Origin of the sequence: Pseudomonas chlororaphis subsp. piscium, from assembly GCF_003850345.1 — a bacterium.
Classification (GTDB): domain Bacteria; phylum Pseudomonadota; class Gammaproteobacteria; order Pseudomonadales; family Pseudomonadaceae; genus Aquipseudomonas; species Aquipseudomonas piscium.
In genome coordinates this window covers 4006565-4031571 of sequence record NZ_CP027707.1, presented here as the reverse complement: position 1 = coordinate 4031571, position 25007 = coordinate 4006565, and the positions used below count along the sequence as shown (strand labels likewise).

The 25007-nt window shown below is 68.2% G+C and carries 2 protein-coding genes; both read left to right on the top strand.

Annotation, left to right across the window (positions count from 1 at the left end):
• The first annotated feature begins 330 nt into the window (after positions 1-330).
• Positions 331-13416 (top strand): non-ribosomal peptide synthetase, encoded by a 13086-nt coding sequence (locus C4K38_RS18445; RefSeq protein WP_053279648.1) that lies wholly within the window; start codon positions 331-333, stop codon positions 13414-13416.
• Positions 13413-25007, top strand: a complete 11595-nt coding sequence (locus C4K38_RS18440) for a non-ribosomal peptide synthetase (protein ID WP_053279647.1) — start codon at positions 13413-13415, stop codon at positions 25005-25007. The genes C4K38_RS18445 and C4K38_RS18440 overlap by 4 nt, the downstream gene beginning before the upstream one ends.

Below are 25007 nucleotides of genomic sequence, written 5' to 3'. Positions count from 1 at the left end.
ACACAGCTACCCCTACCAGAACGCGGCGGCCCAAGGGCCGCCGCTGTTGCTTGTGGCCCGCGCGGGGCCGCGGCCTCGGGCCTTGTCCCGGCTTCCCGTGTCAGACAGCCCCGAGCGGATGTTTTAGCTTTCCAGGCCTGCGGCACAGCTCCGTCGGGCTCGCTGCCCCTATCACTTTTGAACATGCCGGCAGAGCCGTCACAGCGCTGGATCCTGGCTTGGGTCGGGCGCCGGGCGCTGGAGGTAGCTGGCCGTCGTGCGGGCATCAGGTTGCAGCTGAAACCGGATTTTCTCATCAACCGTTTGCGAATTTGAAAGCAGGTCACTTACATGCAGTTCAGCGAATTGATGGCAATTATTTCCACCCAGCCGATCCGTCTCCAACAGGAAGAAGGCGACCTAGTCGTGCTGGGTGACGATGAGGGGCTGGACGACGCGCTGTGGGACAGCCTGGTCAAGCACAAGTCCCGGCTGCTGGACCTGGTGGCCCGCCATGACGGCGACTGGCTGAGCCCGGCCTACCGCATCACCCCGGACATGCTGCCGCTGGTCAAGCTCGACCAGCCGGCCATCGAGCTCATAGTCGCCAGCGTGCCGGGCGGCGCGGCCAACGTGCAGGACATCTACCCGCTGGCGCCCCTGCAGGAAGGCATGCTCTACCACCACCTGTCGGCCCGGCAGGGCGACCCCTATGTGCTGCACGCGCAGTTCGCCTTCGCCAGCCGCGAGCGCCTGAACGCCTTTGCCGAGGCCCTGCAATGGGTGATCGAACGCCATGACATCCTGCGCACCGCGATGTTCTGGGAGCGCCTGGACGAGCCGGTGCAGGTGGTCTGGCGCCAGGCCCGGCTGGACTGCGAAGAACTGAGCTTGAAGACCGCCGACGGCGACGTGCTGGAGCAATTGCTGGCGCGCTTCGATGCCCGCTACTATCGCCTCGACCTGCGCCAGGCGCCGCTGTTGCGCCTGGTCTTCGCCGAAGACCCGCACCAGCAGCGGGTGGTCGGCATGCTGCTGTTTCATCACACGGTCATGGACCATACCGCGCTGGACCTGGTGCGTGAGGAAATCCAGGCGCACCTGCTCGGCCAATGCGAACAGGTGGCGCCGGCGGTGCCGTTTCGCGATTACCTGGCGCAGGCGCGGCTGGGGGCGGACGAGCAGGCGCACGAGGCGTTCTTCCGCCAGATGCTCGGCGATATCGACGAGCCGACCCTGCCGTTTGGCCTGCGGGATGTGCAGGGCGACGGCCGCGGCATCGAGGAGCTGCGCATCGGCCTCGACGACGGGTTGAGCCTGCGCCTGCGCGGCCAGTCCCGGCAGTTGGGGGTGAGCGCCGCGAGCCTGATGCACCTGGCGCTGGCCCTGGTCCTGGGCAAGGCCTCGGGGCGCCGCGCGGTGGTGTTCGGCACCGTGCTGCTGGGCCGCATGGACGCCGGCGAAGGGGCCGAGCGCGCCCTGGGCATGTTCATCAATACCTTGCCGCTGCGGGTGGATGTCGACGGGCAAAGCGTGCGCGCCGCGGTGCAGGCCACCCACCAGCGCCTGACCGCGCTGCTCGGGCATGAACAGGCCTCGCTGGCCCTGGCCCAGCGTTGCAGCGCGGTGAGCGCGCCGACGCCGTTGTTCAGCGCCATGCTCAACTACCGGCACAGCGCCGCCGGCGACGCCGCGGCGGTGATCGATATCGCCGAGGGCATCCAGGTGCTGGGCGCCGAGGAGCGCACCAACTACCCGCTGACGGTCAACGTCGACGACCTGGGAGAAGGTTTCCGCCTGACCTTGATGGTCGCCGCCGAGATTGGCGCCGCGCGCCTGGGCGGCTACCTGCAAACGGCCCTGGAAAGCCTGGTCGCGGCCCTGGAACACAATCCGGACACGCAGCTGCAAAACCTGGACATTCTGCCGGCGGCCGAACGCCAGCAACTGCTGTTCGGCCAGAACCCGCTGCGGCAATTCGCCGACGGTGCCTTGATCCACCAGCAGGTGGAGGCCCAGGCCGCGGCCCAACCCGACGCCACGGCGTTGATCCATGAGGGGCGGCAGTTGAGCTACGGCGAGCTGAACCGCCGCGCCAACCAGCTGGCGCACCGCCTGCTGGCCCTGGGCGTGCGCCCGGACGATCGGGTGGCGATCTGTGTCGAGCGCGGCCTGGAGATGATCGTCGGCCTGCTGGGCATCCTCAAGGCGGGCGCCGGTTATGTGCCCATCGACCCGGCCTATCCCCAGGAGCGCATCGCCTACACCCTGCGCGACAGCGAACCGCTGGCGCTGCTGGCCCAGGCCGGCACCCGGCAGTTGCTGGGCGAACTGGCGGTGCCGCTGCTCGACCTCGACGACCCAGAGCTGGATCGGCAGCCCTCGGACAACCCCCAGGTACCGGAGCTGAGCAGCTCGAACCTGGCCTATGTGATCTACACCTCCGGCTCCACCGGCCTGCCCAAGGGCGTGATGATCGAGCACCGTAACGTGGCGCGGCTGTTCTCGGCGACCCAGGACGGGTTCGCCTTCAACCGCCAGGACGTGTGGGCGCTGTTCCATTCCTTCGCCTTCGACTTCTCGGTCTGGGAAATCTGGGGCGCGCTGATCCACGGCGGCCAGTTGCTGGTGGTGCCGCAGCTGGTCAGCCGCTCGCCGGACGATTGTTATGCACTGCTGTGCGAAGCCTCGGTAAGCATTCTCAACCAGACCCCGAGCGCCTTCCGCCAGTTGATCGCGGCCCAGGAACGCAACCCGCTCAAGCACTCCCTGCGCCAGGTGATCTTCGGTGGCGAAGCCCTGGAGCCGGGCATTCTCAAGCCTTGGTATGGCCGGGTGGAAAACGCCGGCACGCAGCTGGTGAACATGTACGGCATCACCGAAACCACGGTGCACGTGACCTACCGCGCCCTGCAGGCGGCGGATGCCCAGCGCCTGGGGGCCAGCCCGATTGGCGGGGCGATTCCCGACCTGCAACTGTATGTGCTGGATGAGCGACGCGAGCCGGTGCCGGTGGGGGTGGTGGGCGAGCTGTATGTCGGCGGCGCCGGGGTGGCGCGGGGTTACCTGAACCGCGAGGCGTTGACCGCCGAGCGCTTTATTGACGATCCGTTCCGCGCGGACAGCGGGCAGCGCCTGTACAAGACCGGCGACCTGGCGCGCTGGAACGCTCAGGGCGAACTGGAGTACCTGGGGCGTAATGACGATCAGGTGAAGATCCGCGGGTTCCGTATCGAACTGGGGGAAATCGAGGCGCGGCTGGCGGCCTGCGCCGGCGTACGCGAGGCGGTGGTGATCGCCCGCGAGGACGAGCCCGGCGATAAGCGCCTGGTGGCTTACCTGATCGCTACTGAAGGAGTCGAACTGGATGCCGCGGCGCTGCGTGATCAGTTGCTGCTGTCCCTGGCCGACTACATGGTGCCGAGCGCCTTCGTGCAACTCGACGCCTTGCCGCTGACCACCAACGGCAAGCTCGACCGCAAGGCCCTGCCGGCGCCGGACAGCACGGCCCTGGCCCGTCGTGGTTTCGAGGCGCCGCAAGGCGAGGTGGAACAGCGCATCGCGGCGATCTGGCAGGAGCTGCTCAAGGTCGAGCGGGTCGGCCGTCATGACAACTTCTTCGAACTGGGCGGGCATTCGCTGCTGGCGGTGAAGCTGATCGAGCGCATGCGCCAGCTGGAACTGGGCGCCGATGTGCGGGTGTTGTTCGGCCAGCCGACCCTGGCGGCCCTGGCCGCCGCGGTAGGCGGTGGCCGGGAGATCCAGGTGCCGGCCAACCGCATCGGCGCCGACTGCAGTCGCATCACCCCGGACCTGCTGCCCCTGGCTGACCTCGACCAGGCCGCCATCGACCAGCTCGTCGCCGGCATCCCCGGCGGCGTTGGCAATGTGCAGGACATCTACGGCCTGGCGCCGTTGCAGGCGGGCATCCTCTATCACCATCTGGCGAGCGAGGAAGGCGACCCCTATGTGCTGCAGGTGCAATGCGCCTTCAGCGGCCGACCCCAGGTCGAGGCCTTCGTCGGCGCGCTGGACAGCGTGATCGAGCGCCATGACATCCTGCGCAGCAGCGTGCACTGGCAAGGCCTCGCCGAACCTGTGCAAGTGGTCTGGCGCCAGGCGCCGCTGGTGGTCGAACAGCTGGAACCCGAGGCGGGCGGCGATGTGCTGCACCAGTTGCAGCAGCGCTTCGACCCGCGGCATTACCGGCTGGACCTGAACCGCGCCGCGCTGATGCGCTTTGCCTACGCCCGGGACGAGCAGAACCAGCGCTGGCTGGGCATCCTGCTGCTGCACCATATCCTCCTGGACCACACCGCGCTGGCCGGGCTGGTGGCGGAAATGAGTGCCAGCCTCAGCGGCCACGCCCAGCCCCTGGGCGAGGCCGTGCAGTACCGCAACTACGTGGCCCAGGCCCGGCTCGGGGTCAGTGAGGAGGAACACGAAGCCTTTTTCCGCGAGATGCTCGGCGACATCGACGAGCCGACCCTGGCCTTCGGCCTGGGGGACGTCAACCGTGACGGCAGTGGCGTGGAAGAGACGCGCCTGCCCCTGGACGCAGCTTTGGCTCGGCGCCTGCGCGAACAAGCGCGTCAGCTCGGGGTCAGCGCCGCCAGCCTGGTGCACCTGGCCTGGGCCCAGGTGCTGGGCCAGGTCTCGGGCCGCGACGATGTGGTGTTCGGCACCGTGCTGCTCGGGCGGATGCAGGGTGGCGAGGGCGCCGACCGCGCCCTGGGCATGTTTATCAATACCTTGCCGCTGCGGGTCAGCCTCGGCGCCGTGGGCGTGCGCGATGCGCTGCGCGCCACCCACGGCCGGCTCTCGCAGTTGCTCGGGCATGAACACGCGTCCTTGTCCCTGGCCCAGCGCTGCAGCAGCGTGCCGGCGTCGCTGCCGCTGTTCAGCAGCCTGCTCAACTACCGCCACAGCGCCGCCGAACAAGTGGCCGCGGTGGACGGCGCGGCCTGGGACGGCATCCAGATTCTCAGTTCGCAAGAGCGCAGCAACTACCCGCTGGTGCTGAATGTCGATGACCGTGGCGAAGCCTTCGAGCTGGTGGTGCAGACCCTGGCCGAGGTCGGTGGCCAGCGGGTCGCCGGTTATATGCAGACTGCCTTGCAGGGCCTGGTGGAGGCCCTGGAGCAGGCGCCGGCCCGGCCTTTGCGCGAGCTGAGCATCCTGCCGGCGGAAGAGCGCCAGTGCCTGCTGGTGACCTTCAATGCCACCCAGCGCGACTATCCCCACACCCAGACTCTGCACGCCTTGTTCGAGGCCCAGGCGCGGCTGCATCCGCAGGCCACGGCGGCGGTGCAGGGCGGGCAAAGCCTGAGCTACGACGCCTTGAACCGCCGCGCCAACCAGCTGGCCCACCACCTGATCGGCCTCGGAGTGAATCCGGGGGACAGCGTGGCGATCCTGCTGGAGCGTTCCCTGGACCTGCTGGCCAGCCAGTTGGCGGTGAGCAAGTGCGCGGCGGTCTATGTGCCGCTGGACATCAACGCGCCGGCCGAGCGCCAGGCCTTCATGCTCGAAGACAGCGCCGCGCGGGTGCTGCTCAGCGACAGTCGCCAGGCAACTGCTCACAGCGTCGTCCGGGTCGATCTGGATCGCCTGACCCTCGATGGCTTGCCGGAGCACGACCCGGAGCTGGCGCAGTCCTCCGAGGCAGTGGCGTACATCATGTACACCTCCGGCTCCACGGGTACGCCCAAGGGCGTGCTGGTGCCGCACCGGGCGATCCCCCGGCTGGTGATCAACAACGGTTATGCCGATTTCAACCGCGACGACCGAGTGGCCTTCGCCTCGAACCCGGCGTTCGACGCCAGCACCCTGGAGGTCTGGGCGCCCTTGCTCAACGGCGGCTGCGTGGTGGTGGTCGAGCAGGACGTGCTGCTGTCCCGCGAGGCCTTCGGCCAGCTGTTGCAGGCACAGCAGGTCAGTGTGTTGTGGCTGACCACCGGGCTGTTCCATCAGTACGCCGATGGCTTGATGCCGGCGTTCAGTCGCCTGCGTTACCTGATCGTCGGCGGCGACGTGCTCGACCCGGCGGTGATCGGCCGGGTCCTGCGCCAGGGTGCGCCGCGGCACCTGCTCAACGGCTACGGCCCGACCGAGGCCACCACCTTCTCCACCAGCTTCGAGATCACTGAGGTGGGCGAGGGCGGCATTCCCATCGGTCGGCCGATCGGCAACAGCCGGGCCTATGTGCTCGATGCCCGGCAGCGCCCGCTGCCCATTGGTGCGGTAGGCGAGCTGTATATCGGCGGCGCCGGGGTGGCCAAGGGGTACCTGAACCAGCCAGAACTGACCGCCCAAGCATTTATTGCAGATCCTTTCAGCGAGCAACCCCAGGCCCTGCTGTACCGCACCGGCGACCTGGCCTCCTGGCGCGCCGACGGCACCCTGCTGTACCAGGGCCGCAACGACCAGCAGGTGAAGCTGCGCGGCTTCCGTATCGAGCTGGGCGAAATCGAGACCCGGCTGGCGGCCTGCCCGGGCGTCCAGGACGCGGTGGTGCTGGCCCGCGAGGATGAGCCCGGCGACAAGCGCCTGGTGGCTTATTTCACCGCCGCGGCCGATGCGCCAGCGCCGCAGCTCGACAGCCTGCGCGCCCAGCTGCAAGGCCAGCTGCCCGATTACATGGTGCCGTCGGCCTATGTCCGGCTCGACCGCCTGCCGCTGACCGCCAACGGCAAGCTGGACCGCAAGGCCTTGCCGGTACCGGATCAGGCGGCCTTGCTCAGCCGTGGTTTCGAGGCGCCCCAGGGGGAGGTGGAAATCGCCCTGGCGCACATCTGGAGCGAGCTGCTCAAGGTCGAGCAGGTCGGCCGCCACGATCATTTCTTCGAGCTGGGCGGGCATTCGCTGCTGGCGGTGAGCCTGATCGAGCGCATGCGCCAGATCGGCCTGAGCGCCGATGTACGTGCCCTGTTCAGCCAGCCAAGCCTGGCGGCCCTGGCCGCGGCGGTGGGCAGTGGCCGGGAAATCCAGGTGCCGGCCAACCGCATCCCCGCAGGCTGCCAGCACATCACCCCGGAGCTGTTGCCGTTGGTGGAGCTGGAGCAGGCCGAGATCGAGCGGATAGTCGCCCAGGTGCCCGGCGGCGCGGCCAATGTGCAGGACATCTACCCCCTGGCGCCATTGCAGGAAGGCATTCTTTATCATCACCTGAGTGCCGAGCAGGGCGACCCCTACCTCCTGCAATCGCGCATGGCCTTCGACAGCCTGGAACGTTTGCAGGCCTTTGCCGGCGCCTTGCAGCAGGTGATCGAACGCCACGACATCCTCCGTACCGCTGTGCTCTGGGAGGGCCTGAAACAACCAGTGCAGGTGGTGTGGCGCAAGGCCGAGCTGCCCTTGCAACAAGTGCCCCTGGATGCGGCCGGCGGCGAGGTGCTGGAGCAGTTGCACGCTTGCTTCGATGCCCGCCACTACCGCCTCGACCTGACCCAGGCGCCGCTGCTGCGCATGGTCTATGCCCAGGACCCGGCCCGGCAGCGGGTGGTGGCGATCCTGCTGTTCCATCACCTGGCCCTGGACCATACGGCGATGGCCGTGGTCGGCGAGGAGATGCGCGCTTTCATGTTCGGCGAGGCCGACCGCCTGGGCATGCCTGTGCCTTATCGCAACTACGTGGCCCAGGCGCGCCTGGGGGCGGCGGAGCAGGAGCACGAAGCCTTCTTCCGCGACATGCTCGGCGATATCGACGAGCCGACCCTGCCGTTCGGTTTGCAGGATGTGCAGGGCGACGGCCGTGATATCGAAGAGGCCGAGCAGGCCCTGGACACCGCCCTGAGCCTGCGCCTGCGGGCCCTGGCCCGGCGCCTGGGGGTGAGCGCGGCAAGCCTGATGCACCTGGCCTGGGCCCAGGTGCTGGGCCAGGTGTCGAACCGTCGGGATGTGGTGTTCGGCACCGTGCTGATGGGCCGCATGCAAGGCGGCGAGGGCGCCGACCGCGCCCTGGGGATGTTTATCAATACCTTGCCGCTGCGGGTCGATCGCGGCCTGGGGGTACAGGCCGCGGTCAAGGCCACCCACGCCCGGCTGACCGCGCTGCTGGGGCACGAACATGCGTCCCTGGCCCTGGCCCAGCGTTGCAGTGGCGTGGCCGCCGGAGCGCCGCTGTTCAGCGCCTTGCTCAACTATCGCCACAGCGCGCCGCAGGAGATGGCCCGATCCGGCCAGGGCATCTGGCAGGGCGTCGAACTGCTCGGCGGCGAAGAGCGCAGCAACTACCCGCTGACCTTGAGCGTCGACGACCTGGGCGAGGGTTTCGGCCTGAATGTGCTGACGCTGTCGAGCATCGGTGCGCAGCGCATCGGCCAGTACATGCAGCAGGCCCTGGAGCAGTTGGCCCAGGCCCTGGAGCAGGACCCCGAGCTGGTGCTGCAACGCCTGCCGATCCTGCCGCAGGCGGAGTGGCAACGCCTGCTGTCGAGCTTCAACGCCAGCGCCGCGAACTACCCGCGCGGGCAGACCGTCCACGGCCTGTTCGAAGCCCGGGCCGCACGCACCCCGGACACCTTCGCGCTGCTGCAGGGCGAGCAGCGCCTGACCTACCGCCAGCTCAACCAGCACGCCAACCAGCTAGCCTGGCACCTGCTGGCCCAGGGCGTGCAGCCGGATGATCGGGTAGCGATCTGTGTGCGCCGCGGCCCGCAGATGCTGATCGGCCTGCTGGCAATTCTCAAGGCCGGGGCCGGCTATGTGCCGATCGATCCGGCCTACCCGGCGGAGCGCATCGCCTACCTGTTGCGGGACAGCGCGCCGGTGGCGGTGCTGGCGCAACAGCAGACTCGCGCGCTGCTGGGGGACAGCCTGCCAGTGATCGATCTGGCGGCCACCGACTGGCAATACCGCCCGGTGACCAATCCCGGCCCGGCGCTGACCGCGGCGCACCTGGCCTATGTGATCTACACCTCCGGCTCCACCGGCTTGCCCAAGGGCGTGATGGTCGAACACCAGACCCTGGAAAACCTGGTGCACTGGCATTGCGCGGCCTTCGACCTGAAACCGGGCAGCCACACCTCCAGCGTCGCCGGTTTCGGTTTCGACGCCATGGCCTGGGAGGTCTGGCCGGCCCTGTGCGGCGGCGCGACCCTGCACCTGCCGCCGGCCGAGGTCGGCAACGAACACATCGACGAACTGCTGCACTGGTGGCGCGAGCAACCGCTGGACGTCAGCTTCCTGCCGACCCCGGTGGCCGAGTACGCCTTCAGCCAGGACCTGGAACATCCGACCCTGCACACGCTGCTGATCGGCGGCGACCGCTTGCGCCACTTCAGCCGCAACCAGCGCTTCCAGGTGATCAACAACTACGGGCCGACCGAGGCCACGGTGGTCGCCACCTCCGGCAGGATCGAGGCCGGGCAGCCGCTGCATATCGGCAAGCCCATGGCCAATGCGCGCATCTACCTGCTGGACGAGCAGTTGCAACCGGTGCCGGTCGGCGTGGCGGGCGAGCTGTATGTGGGCGGCGCCGGCGTGGCCCGGGGCTACCTGAACCGGGCGCAACTGACCGCCGAGCGTTTCCTCGACGACCCGTTCAGCGCCGATTCTGTTAACGGCGGCCCTGCAGCACGGATGTACCGCACCGGCGACCTGGCGCGCTGGCTGGCCGACGGCAACATCGAGTACCTGGGGCGCAACGACGATCAGGTCAAGGTGCGGGGCATGCGCATCGAACTGGGGGAAATCGAAGCCGCCCTGGCCCGTCACGAGGCGCTGCGCGAATGCGTGGTGCTGGTGCGCGACGGGCGCCTGGTGGCCTGGTTCAGCGAGCACCGGCCGCTGGATATCGAGGAGCTGCGCACGCATCTGCAAGGACGTTTGCCCGACTACATGCTGCCCGCGGCTTATGTGCGCCTGGACAGCCTGCCGCTGACCGCCAACGGCAAGCTGGACCGCAAGGCGCTGCCGGAGCCGGATCAGGCGGCCTTGCTCAGCCGCGAGTACGAGGCTCCCGAGGGCGAAGTCGAGGTGACCCTGGCCGGGATCTGGGCCGAGGTGCTCAAGGTCGAGCGGGTCGGCCGCCACGATCATTTCTTCGAGTTGGGCGGCCATTCGCTGCTGGCGGTGAGCCTGATCGAGCGCATGCGCCAGCTGGGCCTGAGCGCCGACGTGCGCATCCTGTTCAGCCAGCCGACCCTGGCGGCGCTGGCCGCGGCGGTCGGCAGCGGCCGGGAGGTCGAGGTGCCGGCCAACCTGATTCCCGCGGGCTGCCAGCACATCACCCCGGACCTGTTGCCGTTGGTGGAACTGCAGCAGGCCGAGATCGACCGTATCGTCGCCCAGGTCTCCGGCGGCGCGGCCAATGTGCAGGACATTTACCCCCTGGCGCCGTTGCAGGAGGGCATTCTTTATCACCACATCATGGCGGAGCAGGGCGACCCCTACCTGCTGCAATCGTGCATGGCCTTCGACAGCCTGGAGCGTTTGCAGGCCTTCGCCGGTGCCTTGCGCCAGGTGATCGAGCGCCACGACATCTTGCGTACCGCGGTGCTCTGGGAGGGGCTGAAACAGCCGGTGCAAGTGGTCTGGCGCGAGGCGCCGCTGGTGCTGCGCGAGGTGGCCTGCGACACGGCCGCCGGCGAGGTGCTGGCCCAGTTGCTGCAGCGTTTCGATGCCCGGCGTTACCGCCTGGAGCTGACCCAGGCGCCACTGATCCAGCTGATGTACGCCGCCGACCCGGCGCGCCAGCGCGTGGTGGCGGTGTTGCTGTTCCACCACCTGGCCATGGACCACAGCGCCCTGGACGTGGTGCGCCACGAACTCCAGGCCTTGCTGCTGGACCAGGCGCAGGGCCTGGGACCGGCGGTGCCGTTTCGCAACTATGTGGCCCAGGCACGCCTGGGCACCGGCGAGCAGGAACATGAAGCCTTCTTCCGCGAGATGCTCGGCGATATCGACGAGCCAACCCTGGCTTTCGGCTTGCAGGATGTGCAGGGCGATGGGCACGGGATCGAGGAACGGCAACTGCGCCTGCCGGCGTCCCTCGACCAGGGCCTGAGAAGCCAGGCGCGGCGCTTGGGGGTCAGTGCCGCCAGCCTGTTCCACCTGGCCTGGGCCCAGGTGCTGGCCGCCGCCTCGGGCAAGCGCAGTGTGGTGTTCGGTACCGTGCTGGTAGGCAGGATGCAGGGCGGCGCCGGCGCCGACCGGGCGCTGGGGGTGTTTATCAATACCCTGCCGTTGCGGGTCGATATCGACGAGCAGGATGTGCGTGCCGGCGTGCGCGCCACCCATGCCCGGTTGACGGCGTTGCTGGGGCACGAACACGCGTCCCTGGCCCTGGCGCAACGTTGCAGTGGCGTCGCGGCCGGCACGCCGCTGTTCAGCGCCATGCTCAACTACCGCCATAGCCTTACCCCGCGCCAAGAGCTGCAACACGCCTGGCAGGGGATCGAAACCCTGGCCAGCGACGAGCGCACCAACTATCCGCTGACCCTCAATGTCGACGACCTGGGCGATGGCTACCACCTCACCGCGCTGGTTGCCGCCGGAGTGGGGGTGCAACGGGTTTGCGACTTTATGCAGACCACGCTGCAGGGGCTGGTGGACGCCCTGGAACAGTCGCCGCAAACCGCCCTGGACCGCCTGCCGGTGATCACCGCCGAGGAACGCCGGCAACTGCTGGTGGAGTTCAACGATACCGAGGTGCCTTACGACCTTGAGCAGAGCATTCATGGGCTGTTCGAGGCCCAGGTCCAGCGCACGCCCGAGGCGCTGGCGGTCAAGGCCGGCGAGCAATCGCTGACCTATCGCGAGCTCAACGAGCGGGCCAACCAGCTGGCGCATTACCTGCGCGAGCAGGGCGTGGGCCCGGATTCGCGGGTGGCGATCTGCGTCGAACGCGGGCTGGAAATGGTGGTGGGCCTGCTGGCGATCCTCAAGGCCGGCAGCGGTTATGTGCCGCTGGATCCGTCGTACCCGCTGGAGCGGATCGCCTACATGCTGGAAGACAGCGCGCCGGTGGTGGTGCTGGCCCAGGAAGTGACTCGTGGCTTGCTCGGTGAGGTGCCGGTGATCGATCTGGACCGGCCTGTGTGGCTGGATCAGCCGCTCAGTAATCCGTTTATTGCCGAGCTGACTCCACGGCATCTGGTCTATGTGATCTACACCTCGGGTTCCACCGGCAAGCCCAAGGGCGTGATCAACGAGCACCGTGCGGTGGTCAACCGCCTGCTGTGGATGCAGGACCAATATCGCCTGTCCGCCGACGATGCGGTGCTGCAGAAAACCCCGTTCAGCTTCGACGTGTCGGTTTGGGAATTTTTCTGGCCATTGATGACCGGCGCACGGCTGGTGATGGCCCGTCCTGAGGGTCATAAAGACCCAGCCTACCTGTGCGAAGTGATCCAGGCCGAACGCATCAGCACCTTGCACTTCGTACCCTCGATGCTCGACGTGTTCCTGGCCCATGGCGATACCGCTCGCTGCACTGGACTGCGGCGCGTGCTGTGCAGCGGCGAGGCGCTGCCGGGCAGTCTGGTGCGACGGTTCAAGGCGCAATTGCCGGGCAGCGAACTGCACAACCTTTACGGCCCGACCGAAGCGGCGGTGGACGTGACCGCCTGGAACTGCGCGGGTCCTGTGGCGCAGGTCCCGGACAATACGCCCATCGGCAAACCCATCGCCAACACCCGCCTGTACCTGCTGGATGAGCAACTGCAACCGGTGCCTTTGGGCGTTGTCGGCGAGTTGTATATCGGCGGTGTGCAGGTGGCGCGGGGGTATCTGCATCGCCCGGAACTGACCGCCGAACGTTTCCTAAAAGACCCGTTCAGCAGCACAGCCCAGGCCCGCATGTACCGCACCGGCGACCTCGGTCGCTACTTGGCGGACGGCACCATCGAGTACCTGGGGCGCAATGACGACCAGGTGAAGATCCGCGGCCTGCGCATCGAGCTGGGGGAAATCCAGGCGCGCCTGACCCAGTTCCCGGATGTGAAAGAGGCGGTGGTGCTGGCCCAGGAAGACGTGCCGGGGGACAAGCGCCTGGTGGCCTATTACACCACCGAGCTTTCCAGCGAACGGCTGGAGACCGAGGCACTGCGCAGCCACCTGTTGGAGCAACTGCCGGAATACATGGTGCCGGCGCTGTTCGTGCACCTGCCGGCCTTGCCCCTGAGCCCCAACGGCAAGCTCGATCGCAAGGCCTTGCCAGCCCCGGACCTGGAATCACTGCGGGTACGGGAATACGAGGCACCGATAGGCGACACCGAAATCCTCCTGGCACGGATCTGGGCCGAATTGCTGAACGTGGAACGGGTAGGGCGCCACGACCATTTCTTCGAACTGGGCGGGCATTCGCTGCTGGCCGTCAGCCTGATTGGTCGCTTGCGTCAGGAAGGCATGGAAGCCGATGTCAGGGCGCTGTTCGAACAGCCGACCCTGGCGGGCTACGCCGCAATTACCGAACGAATGGAGATCGTCCTGTGAGCATGATCGAAGTACTGGCGACACTGAAGGCCAAGGATATTCAACTGGCGCTCAAGGGTGATCAGCTTCTGGTGCAAGGCAACAAGCAGGCGCTGAGCGAGCCGGCGACCCTGGCCCTGTTGCGCGAGCACAAACCGGCGCTGATCGAGCTGATCCGCGCCGGGCGCTACGACGCCAGCACGGCCGGGCGGGTCGAGGTACCGGCCAACCTGATTGCGGCCGATGCCCAACGCATCACCCCGGCCCTGTTGCCCCTGGCCGAGCTGAGCCAGGAGGCGATCGACCGGATCGTCGCCAGCGTGCCCGGCGGCGCGGCCAATGTGCAGGACATCTACCCCCTGGCGCCGCTGCAGCAAGGCATCCTCTATCACCACGCCAGCGCTACCCAGGGCGACCTCTATGTGCTGCAGGCGCAGTTCGCCTTTGTCGGCCGCGAGCGCCTGGCGGCCTTTGTCCAGGCCTTGCAGGGGGTGATCGACCGGCACGACATCCTGCGCACCGCGGTGCACTGGGAAGGGCTGGAAGAGCCGGTGCAGGTGGTCTGGCGCCAGGCCACCCTGGAGCTGGAGGAAGTCGTGCTCGACCCGGCGGACGGCCCGGTCGTCGAGCAGCTGCGGGCGCGCTTCGACCCCCGGCATTACCGCCTGGACGTGACCCAGGCGCCGCTGCTGCGCCTGGTATACACCCGGGACGAAGCCGGGCAGCGCCTCGTCGCCAGCCTGCTGTTCCACCATATGGCCATGGACCACAGCGCCCTGGACGTGGTCCGCCACGAATTGCAGGCCTTCCTGCTGGACCAGGCGGACGGCCTGGGACCGGCGGTGCCGTTTCGCAACTATGTGGCCCAGGCACGCCTGGGCACCAGCGAGCAGGAGCATGAAGCCTTCTTCCGCGAGATGCTCGGCGACATCGACGAGCCGACCCTGCCGTTCGGCCTGCAGGATGTGCAGGGCGATGGCGCTGCTAGCGCCGAGTCCGGCCTGGGCATCGAGCCGGGCCTGAGCCAGCGCCTGCGCTTGCAGGCGCGGCAGGCGGGGGTGAGCGCCGCCAGCCTGTTCCATCTGGCCTGGGCCCAGGTGCTGGGCGCGCTGTCGGGCAAGCAGCAGGTGGTGTTCGGCACGGTGCTGATGGGCCGCATGCAGGGCGGCGGGGACAACGACCGGGCCCTGGGCATGTTCATCAATACCCTGCCGCTGCGGGTGGATGTGGGCCGCCAGCCGGTGCTGGCCGGGCTCAAGGCCACCCATGGGCGCCTGACTACCTTGCTGCGCCATGAACACGCGCCCCTGGCCCTGGCGCAACGGTGCAGCGGTGTGCTCGCGCCGACGCCGCTGTTCAGTGCCTTGCTCAATTATCGGCACAGCGCCGTGCCCAGCAGCGCCGAACCGAGCTCGGCCTGGCAGGGCATCAGCAACCTCAGCTCCCAGGAGCGCAGCAACTACCCGCTGACCCTGAGCGTCGACGACCTCGGCGAAGGTTTCAACCTGACCCTGCTGGCCTGCGCCGAGGTCGATGGCGCGCGTATCTGCGGTTACATGCACACAGCCCTGGAGCATCTGGTCCAGGCCCTGGAGCAGACCCCGCAGCAGGCGCTGGACCAGCTGTCGATCCTGGCCCTGGCCGAACGCGAGCAACTGCTGCGCGGCTTCAATGCCAACCGGGTGAGTTTCCCCCCGGCGCAGACCCTCCACCGGCGCATCGAAGCCCAGGCCGCGGCGACGCCCCAGGCCTTGGCGGCGGTCTGCCTGGGGCAGTCGCTGACCTACGCCGAACTGAACCAGCGGGCCAATGCCCTGGCCCACCACCTGAGTGCCCTGGGCGTGGGCCCGGACGAGCGGGTGGCCATAGTCGCCCGTCGCGGCCTGGACACCCTGGTCGGCTTGCTGGCGATCCTCAAGGCCGGCGGCGCCTATGTGCCGGTGGACCCGGCCCATCCCGCCGAGCGCCTGCGTTACCTGCTGGAGGACAGCGCGCCGCTGGCGGTGCTGACCCAGGGCGAGCTGCTGGCGCGCCTGCCGGCCCTGAGCGTGCCGCTGATCGACCTCGATGCCTTCGACTGGCTGGAGCAGCCCGAGACCAACCCCCAGGTGTCCGGGCTGACCCCGGCGCACCTGGCCTATGTGATCTATACCTCCGGCTCCACCGGCCTGCCCAAGGGGGTGATGGTCGAGCACCGCACCCTGGGCAACCTGGTGGATTGGCACTGCACGGCCTTCGACCTGTGCCAGGGCCGGCATACTTCAAGCCTGGCCGGCTTCGGATTCGATGCCATGGCCTGGGAGGTCTGGCCGGCGCTGTGCGTTGGCGCGACCCTGCACCTGCCGCCGCCGCATGACGGCAACGAGGATATCGACGGGCTGCTGCGCTGGTGGCTGGCCCAACCGCTGGACGTCAGCTTCCTGCCGACCCCGGTGGCCGAGTACGCCTTCAGCCAGAACCTGGAACACCCGACCCTGCGCAAGCTGCTGATCGGTGGCGACCGGCTGCGCCAGTTCGCTCGCACCCAGCGCTTCGAGGTGATCAACAACTACGGCCCGACCGAAGCCACGGTGGTCGCCACCTCCGGGCGGATCGAGGCCGGCCAGCCGCTGCATATCGGCAAGCCGGTGGCCAACGCCCAGGTCTACCTGCTGGACCCGCAACTGCGCCCGGTGCCGCTGGGCGTGGCGGGGGAGCTGTATGTGGCGGGCGCCGGGGTGGCGCGGGGTTACCTGAACCGTCCGGAACTGACTGCCGAGCGCTTCCTCGAAGACCCGTTCAATCCAGAGGCTGGTGCGCGCATGTACCGCACTGGCGACCTGGCGCGCTGGCTGGCCGACGGCACTCTCGAATACCTGGGGCGCAACGACGACCAGGTGAAGATCCGTGGCGTGCGCATCGAACTGGGGGAAATCGAAACCCGCCTCAACCAGTTGCCGGGCATCCAGGACGCAGTGTTGCTGGCCCGCGAGGACGAGCCCGGGCAGACCCGGCTGGTGGCCTATTTCACCGAGCAGGAACAGGTCGAACCGCTGGCAGTGGGCGAACTGCGGGCCTGCCTGCTGGCGCAGTTGCCCGACTACATGGTGCCGGTGGCCTATGTGAAGCTCGCCAGCCTGCCGCTAACCGCCAACGGCAAGCTGGACCGCAAGGCGTTGCCCAAGCCGGACATGGCCGCGGTCTTCTCCCGCGCCTACGAGGCCCCGCAAGGCGAACTGGAGCAGGCCCTGGCGCAGATCTGGGCCGATGTGCTGAAGCTCGAGCGGGTCGGGCGCCAGGATCATTTCTTCGAGCTGGGCGGCCACTCGCTGCTGGCGATGCGCATGGTCTCGCAGATCCGCCAGCGCCTGGGGGTGGACCTGGCCCTGGGCGAGCTGTTCGCCAACGCCGAACTGGCGGCCGTGGCCCGGGTCCTGGCCGAGGCCGGGCGCAGCACGCTGCCGGAGATCCTGCCGGTGCCGCGGGACGAGCCGCTGCCGTTGTCGTTCGCCCAGCAGCGCCTGTGGTTCCTGGCGCAGATGGAGGGCGCCAACGCCACCTACAACATTGCCCTGGGCCTGCGCCTGCAAGGGCGTCTCGACGTGGCGGCGCTGCAACGGGCGCTGGCGCGCATCGTCCAGCGCCATGAGAGCCTGCGCAGCCGCTTTGCCGTGTTCGACGACGAACCCCGGGTGCTGCTGGCCACCAGCGAACAGGCCTTCAGCCTGGGCACCGAGGACCTGCGCCAGCATCCCCAGGCGCAGCAGGCCTTGCAGACGCTGTCGCGGCGTGAAGCCAGCGAGCCCTTCGATCTGCAGCAGGGGCCGTTGTTGCGCGGACGGCTGCTGCTCATGGCCGACGACGAGCATGTGTTGCTGCTGACCCTGCATCACATCGTCACCGATGGCTGGTCCATGGGCGTGCTGACCCGCGAGCTGATGGCGCTGTACCAGGCCTTCAGCCGCGGCGAACAGGACCCGTTGCCGCCGCTGGCGGTGCAGTACGGCGACTTTGCCGTCTGGCAGCGGCGCTGGCTGGGCGGCGAGCTGCTGCAACGCCAGGGCGCCTGGTGGCAGCAGGCCCTGGGCGGCGCCCCGGCCTTGCTGATGCTGCCCACCGACCGGCCGCGCCCGCTGCAGCAGGACTATGCCGGCCAGCGGCTCGAGGTGCGGCTGGACGAATCGCTGAGCGCCGGGCTCAAGGCCTTGAGCCAGCGCCACGGCACCACGCTGTACATGACCCTGATGGCGGCCTGGGCCCAGTTGCTCGGCCGTCTGGCCGGGCAGGCCGAGGTGGTGATAGGCACGCCGGTGGCCAACCGCCGCTGCGTCGAGGTCGAAGGGCTGATCGGTTTGTTCGTCAACACCCTGGCGGTGCGCATCGACACCTCGGGCGCGCCGAGCACCGAGGCGCTGCTGGCCCGGGTCAAGGCCTGCACCCTGCAGGCCCAGGCCCACCAGGACCTGCCGTTCGAACAGGTGGTGGAACTGCTGCGGCCGGTGCGCAGCCTGTCCCACAGCCCGCTGTTCCAGACCCTGCTGAGCTGGGAAAACCACGACGGCCCCGAACTGGTCCTGGGCGACTTGCGCCTGCAAGGGCTGGCGCCGGTCAGCGAAGTGGCCAAGTTCGACCTGTCCCTGAGCCTGGGCGAGGTACGGGGGCGTATCGGCGGCTCGCTGGAATACGCCACGGCGCTGTTCGACGAAATCACGATGCAGCGTTATCTCGGTTACTTCATCCGGTTGTTGCAGGCCATGGTCGGCAACGATCAGGCGGTGCTGGAGCAGGCGGTCCTGCTGGATGACGAGGAGCGCCAGCGGCTGCTGGTGGCGTTCAACGATACCGAGGTGCCTTACGACCTTGAGCAGAGCATTCATGGGTTGTTCGAAGCCCAGGTCCAGCGCACGCCCGAGGCGCTGGCGGTCAAGGCAGGAGATCAATCGCTGACCTATCGTGCCCTCAATGAGCGGGCCAACCAGCTGGCGCATTACCTGCGCGAGCAGGGCGTGGGGCCGGACTCGCGGGTGGCGATCTGTGTCGAGCGTGGGCTGGAGATGGTGGTGGGCTTGCTGGCGATCCTCAAGGCGGGCGGCGGTTATGTACCGCTGGACCCGGCTTACCCGCTGGAGCGGATTGCCTACATGCTGGAGGACAGTGCGCCGGTGGTGGTGCTGGCCCAGGGGGCGACCCGCGATCTGCTGGGTGAGGTGCCAGTGATCGATCTGGATCAGCCGGTCTGGCTGGACCAACCGCTCGACAATCCCTTTATCGCCGAGCTGACTCCGCGGCATCTGGTCTACGTGATCTACACCTCGGGCTCCACCGGCAAACCGAAAGGCGTGATGAATGAACACAGCGCTGTGGTCAACCGCCTGTTGTGGATGCAGGACCAATACGGCTTGTCCGCCGATGATGCGGTGCTGCAAAAAACGCCGTTCAGTTTCGACGTATCGGTCTGGGAGTTTTTCTGGCCGTTGATGACCGGCGCACGGTTGGTGATGGCCCGTCCTGAGGGCCATAAAGACCCTGCCTACCTGTGCGAAGTGATCCAGGCCGAACGCATCACCACCTTGCACTTCGTACCCTCGATGCTCGACGTATTCCTCGCCCATGGCGACACCAGTCGCAGTGCCGGGCTGGTGCGAGTGCTGTGCAGTGGTGAGGCTTTGCCGGGCAGCCTGGTACGGCGTTTCAAGGCGCAGTTGCCGGGCAGTGAACTGCACAACCTCTACGGCCCGACTGAAGCCGCGGTGGACGTGACCGCCTGGAACTGTGGCGGGCCGCTGGACCCGACCCCGGACAACACGCCCATTGGCAAACCCATCGCCAACACCTGCATGTACCTGCTGGACGAACAGCTGCAACCGGTGCCGCTGGGCGTCGTCGGCGAGCTGTATATCGGTGGTGTGCAGGTGGCGCGGGGTTATCTGCATCGTCCCGAACTGACGGCCGAGCGTTTCCTCAAGGACCCGTTTAGCGCCGATTCTGTTAACGGCGGCCCCCAGGCCCGCATGTACCGCACCGGCGATGTCGGCCGTTATCTGCCGGACGGCACCATCGAGTACCTGGGCCGCAATGACGACCAGGTGAAGATCCGCGGCCTGCGCATCGAGCTGGGGGAAATCCAGGCGCGCCTGACCCAGTTCCCGGATGTGAAGGAGGCGGTGGTCCTGGCCCGCGAAGACGTGCCGGGGGACAAGCGTCTGGTGGCCTATTACACCACCGAGCTTTCCAGCGATCGCCTGGAAACCGAGGCACTGCGCAGCCATCTGCTGGAGCAGTTGCCGGAATACATGGTGCCGGCGCTGTTCGTGCACCTGGACAGCTTGCCCCTGAGCCCCAATGGCAAGCTCGATCGCAAGGCCCTGCCAGCCCCGGACCTGGAATCACTGCGGGTACGGGAATACGAAGCGCCGCAGGGCGACACCGAAATCCTCCTGGCGCAGATCTGGGCCGAGCTGTTGAATGTCGAGCGAGTAGGGCGCCACGACCATTTCTTCGAACTGGGCGGCCATTCGCTGCTGGCGGTGAACCTGATCGCGCGGATGCGCCGGGCCGGGCTGGCGGCGGATGTGCGGGTGCTGTTCGGCCAGCCGACCCTGGCCGCGCTGGCGGCAGCCGTGGGTGCTGGGCGGGAGGTCGCGGTGCCGGCCAATGCCATAGTCCCGGGCGGCGGGCGGATCACCCCGGCCATGCTGCCCCTGGCCAATCTGAGCCAGGAGGCGATCGAGCGCATCGTCGCCAGTGTTCCCGGCGGCCTGGCCAATGTGCAGGACATCTATGCCCTGGCACCGTTGCAGGCCGGCATCCTCTACCACCATATCGCCGCCAGCCAGGGCGACCCCTATGTGCTGCAGGCGCAGTTCGCCTTTGCCAGCCCGGAGCGCCTGGCGGCCTTTGTCCTGGCCTTGCAGGCGGTGATCGAGCGCCAGGATATCCTGCGCAGCTCGGTGCATTGGCAAGGCCTGGAGGAACCGGTGCAGGTGGTCTGGCGCCAGGCTCCGCTGGTCTGTGAAGCAGTGGCCGTGGACGGCGCGGAAGGCGATGTACTGGACCAGCTGCGGGCGCGCTTCGACCCGCGCCGGCATCGCCTGGACCTCGGCCAGGCGCCGCTGCTGCGCCTGGTGCATGCCCATGACCCGGTCAACGGGCGGGTGGTGGCGCTGTTGCTGTTCCATCACCTGGTGATGGACCACATCGCCCTGGAAGTGCTGCAACAGGAGATGCAGGCCTGGCTGCTGGGCGAGGGCGAACACTTGGCGGCGGCGGTGCCGTACCGCAACTACGTGGCCCAGACCCGCCTGGGCATCGGCGAGCAGGAACACGAAGCCTTCTTCCGCGCGCTGCTGGCGGACTTCGACGAGCCGACCCGGCCGTTCGCCCTGCCGGCCCGGGAGCAGGGCGGCGACACTGAAGAGGCGCGCCTGGCCCTCGATGCCGGCCTGAGCCGGCGCCTGCGGGCCCAGGCCCGGCAGTTGGGCATCAGCGCCGCGAGCCTGATGCACCTGGCCTGGGGGCAACTGCTGAGCCGGGTGTCCAACCAGCCATCGGTGGTGTTCGGCACCGTGCTGCTCGGGCGCATGCAGGGCGGCGAGGGCGCGGAGCGGGCGCTGGGGGTGTTCATCAATACCCTGCCGCTGCGGGTCGAGCTGGGCGGGCAGGCGGTGCGCAGCGCGGCGCTGGCCACCCATGAGCGCCTGACTCAATTGCTCAGCCACGAACATGCGCCCTTGGCCCTGGTGCAGCGTTGCAGCGCGGTGGCGCCGGCCACGCCCTTGTTCAGCACTTTGCTCAACTACCGTCACAGCGCCCCGGCGGCGCTCGATGCGAGCCCGGCGACGACGGCCTGGAAGGGCATGCAACTGCTCAAGGCCGAAGAGCGCACCAACTACCTGCTGACCCTGAGCGTCGATGACCTGGGCGAGGACTTCAGCCTGACCGCCCTGACCCTGCCGGGCATCGGTGCCCAGCGTATCTGCGGTTATATGCAGTGTGTCCTGGAAAACCTGGTGCAGGCCCTGGAGCAGGCGCCGCAGACGCCAGTCGAAGCCCTGGCGATTCTTTCCGATGAGGAGCGGCATCAGGTGCTGGAAGGCTTCAATGCCACGGCGCGGGAATTTCCCGAGGAACAGACGGTGGATCGGCTGTTCGAAGCCCAGGCCCAGGCCCACCCCGAGGCCACCGCCGCGGTGCATGGCCAGCAGTCGCTGAGCTATGGCGAGCTGAATGCGCGGGCCAACCGCCTGGCCCATTACCTGATGGGCCTGGGGGTGAAGCCGGGGGACAGCGTGGCTATCCTGCTGGAGCGTTCCCTGGACCTGCTGGTCAGCCAGCTGGCCATCAGCAAGTGCGCGGCCGTCTATGTGCCGCTGGACAGCCACGCGCCGGCCGAGCGCCAGGCCTTCATGCTGGAGGACAGCCAGGCGCTGTTGCTGTTGACCCGCAGCGGCGAGCTGCTGGCCCGCCCGGTACGCCGGGTCGAGCTGGACCGGCTGAATCTCGCCGACCAGCCGCAGCACAACCCGCAGCTGGCGCAGTCCGCCGAGGCGGTGGCGTACATCATGTACACCTCGGGTTCCACCGGCACCCCCAAGGGCGTGCTGGTGCCGCATCGTGGCATTACCCGGCTGGTGCTGAACAACGGCTATGCCGATTTCAACCCGCGGGACCGGGTGGCGTTCGCCTCCAACCCGGCGTTCGACGCCAGCACCATGGACGTCTGGGGCGCCTTGCTCAATGGCGGCCAGGTGCAGGTGATCGACCATTACACCCTGCTCGATCCCGAGCGCTTCGGCGCGGCGCTCAAGGCCGGCGCCAGCACTGTGCTGTTCGTCACCACGGCGCTGTTCAACCAGTATGTGCAGCTGATTCCCGATGCCCTCAAGGGCCTGCGCATTCTCCTGTGCGGCGGCGAGCGGGCCGACCCGGCGGCGTTCCGGCGCTTGCTGGCCCAGGCCCCGGCGTTGCGCCTGGTGCATTGCTACGGCCCCACCGAAACCACCACCTACGCCACCACGTATGAGGTCAAGGCGCTGGCGGCGGACGCGGAAAGCGTGCCCATTGGCCGGCCGATCTCCAATACCCGGGTGTATGTGCTCGACGCCCGGCAACAGCCGGTGCCGGTGGGCGTGGTGGGGGAGATCTACATTGGCGGCCATGGGGTGGCCAAGGGTTACCTGAACCGCGCGCAACTGAGTGCCGAGAAATTTCTCCCTGATCCTTTCAGCCCACAGCCGCAGCGCCTGATGTACCGCACCGGCGACCTCGGGCGCTGGAACGAGCAGGGCCTGCTGGAGTGCATCGGGCGCAACGACGACCAGGTGAAGATCCGCGGCTACCGCATCGAGCTGGGGGAAATCGAAGCGCGCCTGGCCACCTGCCCGGGCGTCAAGGAGGTGGTGGTACTGGCTCGCGAGGACGCGCCGGGGGACAAGCGCCTGGTGGCCTACTGCACCGCCCGGGCCGATGAGCCCGCGCTGGCCATCGAGCGGCTGCGGGGCTATCTGCGGGGCTATCTGCAAGACCAGTTGCCGGACTACATGGTGCCCTCGGCCTATGTGCTGCTGGAGCGACTGCCGCTGACCGCCAACGGCAAGGTGGATCGCAAGGCGCTGCCGGCGCCGCAACTGGAGGCTTTGCTGCAGGCTGAATACCAGGCGCCCGCCAGCGCGCTGGAACAGACCCTGGCCCAGGCCTGGGCCGAGGTGCTGAAGCTGGAACGGGTCGGGCGCCACGACAGTTTCTTCGAGCTGGGCGGGCACTCGTTGCTGGCGATCCGCCTGGTCACCCTGCTGCAACAGGCCGAGCTGCACATCACCTTGGCCGAGCTGTTCGAGCATGCCAGCGTCGCCGCCATCGCCGCCTTGCTCAGCCAGCGTGGGGGCGCCCCGCAACCGCAGCAGCAGACACTGATCCCGGTGCGTACCGGCGGCAGCCAGCCGCCGTTGTTCCTGGTCCATGAGTTCAGCGGCCTGGATCTGTACTTCCCGGCGCTGGGCAAGCATATCGCCGGCGACTTCCCGATCTACGGCTTGCCGGGCGTTGCGCTTGGGCAGCCACAGTTGCACACCATGCAGTGCCTGGCCACGCGCCTGGTGGGGATCATCCGCGAGGTGCAGGCTGAAGGGCCGTATCGCCTGGCGGGCTGGTCGTTCGGTGGGGTGCTGGCCTACGAGATCGCCCAGCAACTGATCGGCCAGGACCAGGTGGTGGAGTTCCTCGGCCTGATCGACAGCTACGTGCCGCGCCTGACCGACCAGGGCAAGGCGCCCTGGTCCGGCGACAACGCGCTGAAGCTGCACCTGCTGCTGCAATGCAGCCTGTACTGGAAGGCCCAGGGCGCGGCCGGTAGCGCGGCCCTGGCGAGCCTCGACCCGCTGCACCAGGCACTGGACGGGCTGGACTTCGCCACGTTGCTGCAACGCTGCCGCGACCAGCAGCTGCTGTACCCGGACATGGCCGCGGCGGCGGATGCCGACCTGCTGGGCTTCCTCGAACGCGAGGTGGGCCACGGCCATGCCCTGGCGCATTACAGCCTGTTCGCCCTGGACCTGCCGGTACACCTGTTCTGCGCCGAGGAGCGGCCGACCGAGCTGTCGCGGCGCAGCCAGCTGCTGGGTTGGGACCAGGTGCTGGCGGCGGATCGGCTGCGGGCGATTCCGGTGCCGGGGGATCACCAGAGCATGATGCAGGCGCCGCATATCCAGGTGCTCGGCCAGGCCATCAGCCAGGCCGTGCAGGCCTCGGCGGCGGAGCGCGCGGCAGCATCGCCAGCGCCGCTCTACCAGCCGTTGCTGAGGATCCAGAGCGGTCGCGCCGGGCAGGTGCCGATCTTCTGTGTGCCGGGGGCCGGCGACAGCGTCACCGGCTTTATCGGCCTGACCGAAGCCCTGGGCCCGGACTGGCCGATCCTCGGCCTGCAACCCCGGGGCCTGGAAGGCAACGCGGTGCCCCACAGCCGGGTCGAGAGCGCGGCCGCCCATTACCTGAACGCCCTGGAGCAACTGTACCCCGAGGGGCCGCTGCACCTGGTCGGGCATTCCTTCGGCGGCTGGGTGGTGTACGAAATGGCCACGCTGTTGCAGGCCAAGGGGCGTGAGGTGGCGTCCCTGACCCTGATCGACAGCGAGTCTCCCGGCGGCAACGGTGTGGTCGGCAAGGCCTACACCACCTCGGCGGCCTTGCAGCGCCTGATCGAGAGCCTGCAACTGGCCTCGGGCAAGTCCTTAGGCGTTGATCCGCGGGCGTTGGCCATGCAGGACGACACCAGCCAGCTGGAGCAGTTGCATGCCGGCATGGTTCGCGTCGGCCTGCTGTCGCCGCGCTCCACGCCCGAGACGATCCTGGGCACGGTCCGCACCTTCGCCAGCGCCCTGCGCACCCTCTATCGACCGCGCCGGCGCTACCAGGGCCGGGCGCGCCTGGTGCTGGCGGACGATCCGACCCTGGATGCCGCCGGCAACCAGCGGGAGCAGCGGGCGATGGCCGAAGGCTGGCGCCAGCAGGTGGGCGAACTGGAGGTCTGGCACGGCCCGGGCAACCATTTCAGCCTGCTCAAGGCGCCGAATGTGGCGCGCCTGGCGGCCTGGTGGCACGAGGGCTTGTCGCTGGCGACCGGGGAGCAGGTGTCATGA

Excerpts from the sequence above, each read along its gene's own strand:
- C4K38_RS18445 (WP_053279648.1), top strand. The coding sequence starts at position 331 with ATGCAGTTCAGCGAATTGATGGCAATTATTTCCACCCAGCCGATCCGT.